Annotated in this window: 3 protein-coding genes and 1 pseudogene; 2 read left to right on the top strand and 2 right to left on the bottom strand. The window is 65.3% G+C overall.

Annotated features, from left to right (window positions below; genetic code table 11):
* Window positions 1–31 precede the first annotated feature (31 nt).
* Complete coding sequence (locus LXM94_RS21545; RefSeq protein ID WP_235773537.1) at window positions 32–1195, bottom strand: polyamine ABC transporter substrate-binding protein; 1164 nt, start codon at window positions 1193–1195, stop codon at window positions 32–34.
* Window positions 1196–1232: 37 nt separating this feature from the next.
* Window positions 1233–2312, bottom strand: coding sequence for an ABC transporter ATP-binding protein (locus tag LXM94_RS21550; protein ID WP_235773538.1), 1080 nt, complete (start codon window positions 2310–2312; stop codon window positions 1233–1235).
* A gap of 191 nt (window positions 2313–2503) precedes the next feature.
* Between LXM94_RS21550 and LXM94_RS21555 the strand changes: the two genes are divergently transcribed.
* Together LXM94_RS21555 and LXM94_RS21560 are read left to right on the top strand one after the other, a co-directional pair.
* Window positions 2504–3304, top strand: a complete 801-nt coding sequence (locus LXM94_RS21555) for a helix-turn-helix transcriptional regulator (protein ID WP_235773539.1) — start codon at window positions 2504–2506, stop codon at window positions 3302–3304.
* Window positions 3305–3585: 281 nt separating this feature from the next.
* Window positions 3586–3901, top strand: a pseudogene (locus tag LXM94_RS21560) (sugar-binding transcriptional regulator); the annotation flags it as partial.

A 3901-nucleotide genomic window follows, 5' to 3' on the forward strand; every position in this document is an offset into this window, starting at 1 on the left:
TGTGGAGAGGGGGAGGGGCGGGGTTTTTGAACTACGCCGACTTGAACCGGGCCATCAGTTCCGCGCGGGCCGGATCGGTCAGCGTCACAGCGGCGCCGAATTCCAGCGGCGTCAGCGCGGCCTCGTCCGGATAGACGATCTTGTTGCCGGTGACCTCCGCCGGCAGCACCGACATCACGCGGCTGTCGGTCGTCGGCGCGCCGTTGGCGATGTGCTCCCGGACGGCATTGGCCGGGTCCATCAGGAAGTTGAGCAGGGCATAACCCGCCGGCTTGTTGGCGGCGCTCTTCGGGACCGCATAGAAGTCCGACCAGATCTCGCCGCCGTCCGTGCCGAGCACGAACTGGATTTCCGGCAGGTCGCGGTTGAGCTGTGCCCCGTCGTTCGTCCAGCACATGGTCATCCAGGCATCGGTTGCGCGCATGGAGGGCTGGTAGTCGCTGTTGATCGCATAGAGATGCGGCTTCACCCTGATCAGCAGCTCCTCGGCCTCGGCGAGTTCCTCGGGCTTGATCGAATTGAAGGAATGGCCGAGCGAGACGAGCGCGTTGCCGATGGTCGTCAGCTGGTAGTCGTGCACCATGGCGCGGCCATCGGCCTCGGTCATCGCGACCTCGAAGAACGCCTTCCAGCTGGTGACCGGCGTCTTCACCTCGTTCGAATTGAAGGCGATGCCCGTCGTTCCCCAGTTCTTCGGCAGTGCAAAGACCTTGCCGTCCACCGTGCCCTCGTTGGTGAAGCGGGTGTTCTGCGTCGCGGCGTCGAAGTTCGGTACCTTGGCAAGGTCGATCGGGTCGATGAGGCCGAGGCTCGCATAGGTGGAGATCGTGTAGTTGGTCGGCACGAAGAGGTCCCAGCCGGTGCCGCCCGCCTGCAGCTTCGCAAGCATCTCCTCGTTGGACCCGAAGACGTTCACCTCGACGGCAACGCCGGTCGCCGCGGTAAAGGCCTCGAAGGTGGCGGGGTCATGGTAGTTCGGCCAGGTCGCCAGCGACATGGTCGATCCGAGCTCTTCCGCCGCATGGGCGGTCGAGGTGAAAAGGCCGGGCTGCCGGGCGAGCACGGCGGCCGCAAGGCCGAGGCCGGTGACGCCGAGGAAGTGCCGGCGCGTCACCGAGCCGCGCTTCAACCGCATGAATTCTTCCGTCAGCGTGCGGGCGCTGACCGGGGCATTCTCTCTGAACCATTTCGACATCACACTGTTCCCTTGTTGTTGTGACGGGCCTGTTTCCCTAGGCCGGAAAGATATGCACGCTACCGGGATCGAAGCTTATGGCGACCCGCTCGCCCGGTGCGACGAGGTCGTTTTCGGATTGGCCGTGGCGCTCGGCGCTGACCAGCAGATCGCCGAGGCCGGCAACGGAGACGGAATATTCGGCCGAGGAGCCGAGGAAGATGCGGTGCGTGACGGTGCCGTCCAGCGCGGCGCCGGCCGCTGCGGCGCGCGACAGGCGGATGGCTTCCGGGCGCAGCGCGACGGTGACGGCGCCGGCCGGCAGGTCGATGCGGTCCGTCAGGATCGCGGCACCGTTGGCGAATCGCACGGTGCCTGCCGCGTCGAGCACCGCCGGCAGCCGGTTCGTCTTGCCGACGAAATCGGCAACGAAAAGGTCGGCCGGCCGGTCGTAGATCTCCTGCGGCGGCGCAAGCTGGCGGATGCGGCCGGCGCTCATGACGCAGACGAGGTCGCTCATCGACAGCGCCTCCTCCTGGTCGTGCGTGACGAGCACGAAGGTGATGCCGAGGTCGCGCTGCAAGGTCTGCAGTTCGATCTGCATCGCGGTCCTCAGCTTCTTGTCGAGGGCGGCGAGCGGTTCGTCGAGGAGGAGGACGGACGGCTTGTTGACGAGGGCGCGGGCGAGCGCGACGCGCTGCTGCTGGCCGCCGGACATTTCATGGATGCGGCGGCTCGCGAAGCCGGAAAGGCGGACCATCTCCAGCGCCTCGCCGACCCGGCGGGTGATCTCACCGGACGGCAGGCGCGGGCGAAGCTGCTTCAACCCGTAGGCGACGTTCTGCTCGACATCGAAATGGGGGAAGAGCGCATAGTGCTGGAACACCATGTTGACCGGCCGGCGGTAGGGCGGGATGCCGTTCGCGACGGCACCGCCGATCAGGACATCGCCCTCGCTCGGCTGTTCGAAGCCGCCGATCATCCGCAGACAGGTCGTCTTGCCGCAGCCGGACGGGCCGAGCAGCGCGACGAAGGCGCCCTTGGGTACGGCAAGATTGATGTCCGAGACCGCGGCCACCGCGCCATAGCGCTTGGTCACCGAACGGAACTCGATGTCGTTGGAGGAGGCCGATGTCACGTCTGTTCCCTGCGGTTTGGCTCTGGATGAAGCGATCTGCGCCGCCTTGCCACCGTGACAGGGATGCTAGCCAGCGGGCGAGGGCCGGTATATACCCCGAGAGAGGTATTTTATCGGAATATCGCCCGTGGAAGGAGTATATCCCGGTTGGCCGGGAAACCGGGAAATCCGGGGGCGAGGAGAGGGACGGCATGCGGATCGATCTTGCGGCACTCTGCCGGGCGCTTGTACCGGCCGTCGGACCGTTGCCGCTGGACGATGCCGCGGCGGGCGCGGCATTCCGGGACATGATGGCGGCGCTTGCGCGCTTCGATCATGTGGTGGTCTTCGCCTATCGCGACAGGGCACGGCCGATCGATCTGTTCAGCACCTTCGAGGCCGACGACTACGAGGTCTTCGTCAGTCTCTACCAGGCCGGCCCCTATCTTCTGGATCCGTTCTACCACACCGCCCGTGAGCGGCGGGCGGGCATCTTCCGCATGCGGGAACTGGCGCCGGACCGGTTCTTCTCCAGCGAATATTTCCGCAGCTACTATTCCCAGACGCGGCTTGCCGAGGAGATCGGATTCTTCGTTCCGGTGGAGGGCGGCGCCACGGTGGTGCTGTCGCTGATGCGGCGGGAAGGCACGGGTGCGTTCTCCAACACGGAATTCGCGCTTCTCCGGGATGCCGCTCCGCTCGTGACGGCCTTCGTCGGCAGCGTGTGGCGCGACATCGGCGGGCGTTTCGACCGGGCCGCGGCAAAGGCGCGTGGGCGCAGCGACGCGCCGCAGAGTGCCGCCGACCGCGTCTGGCGGCGGCTGAACCTGACCGAGCGCGAGGCCGCCATCATCGAACTGGTCCTGCAGGGCCACTCCTCCGAATCGATCGGTCTCAGACTCGCGATCGCGACGGGCACGGTGAAGGTTCATCGGCGCAACGTCTACCGCAAGCTCGGCATCTCCTCGCAGATCCAGCTCCTGTCGATCTACCTGAAGAACCTGGAACAGTAGCACGGCGGCGTCTGCCGCAGGCCGTTCCATCATCCGCTGATAGATAATGCTGTGCGCTGCGTCGCTCCTTGTGCGGCGCGCGAAGCCATTGTTTTTCCGTGAAATCCGGCCGCCGTCTCGGCAATTTCACGCCAGCCCTGTCGGTGCAGGCAGCCGACGGGTTCGCAGCCGCGGAATCCAATTCACTTGACAAATTTTTCATGCCGTGAAAATTTTCGCATGAAAATAATTTCATACAACGATAAAAATATCAAAACAGATCCGATCGGACGGGTGGAGACATGGCAGCGGGCGGAGGTTCCCTCAGGGATGACGAGACGAGCATGGCGACGCGTGCCGCCTGGCTGCACTATGCCGGCGGCCTGACGCAGGCCGAAGTCGCCAAGAGGCTGGGCCTGACCTCCCTCAAGGCGCATCGCCTGATCATGAAGGCCAACCAGGACGGCCTGGTGAAGGTCTATATCGACGGCGAGGTCTCCGAATGCATGGAGCTCGAGCAGGCGCTGATCGCCCGCCACGGGCTCGACTATTGCGAGGTCGTGCCGGATTTCGACCCGGAAGAGTTGCCGCTGAAGGCGCTCGGCATCGCCGGTGCGC

The sequence above is a fragment of the Rhizobium alarense genome, assembly GCF_021555155.1.
Taxonomy (GTDB): domain Bacteria; phylum Pseudomonadota; class Alphaproteobacteria; order Rhizobiales; family Rhizobiaceae; genus Rhizobium_D; species Rhizobium_D alarense.

What these genes read in the sequence shown, in the direction of transcription:
- LXM94_RS21555 (WP_235773539.1), top strand. Translation starts at nt 2,504, where the DNA reads ATGCGGATCGATCTTGCGGCACTCTGCCGGGCGCTTGTACCGGCCGTC.
- LXM94_RS21545 (WP_235773537.1), bottom strand. Translation starts at nt 1,195, where the DNA reads ATGTCGAAATGGTTCAGAGAGAATGCCCCGGTCAGCGCCCGCACGCTG.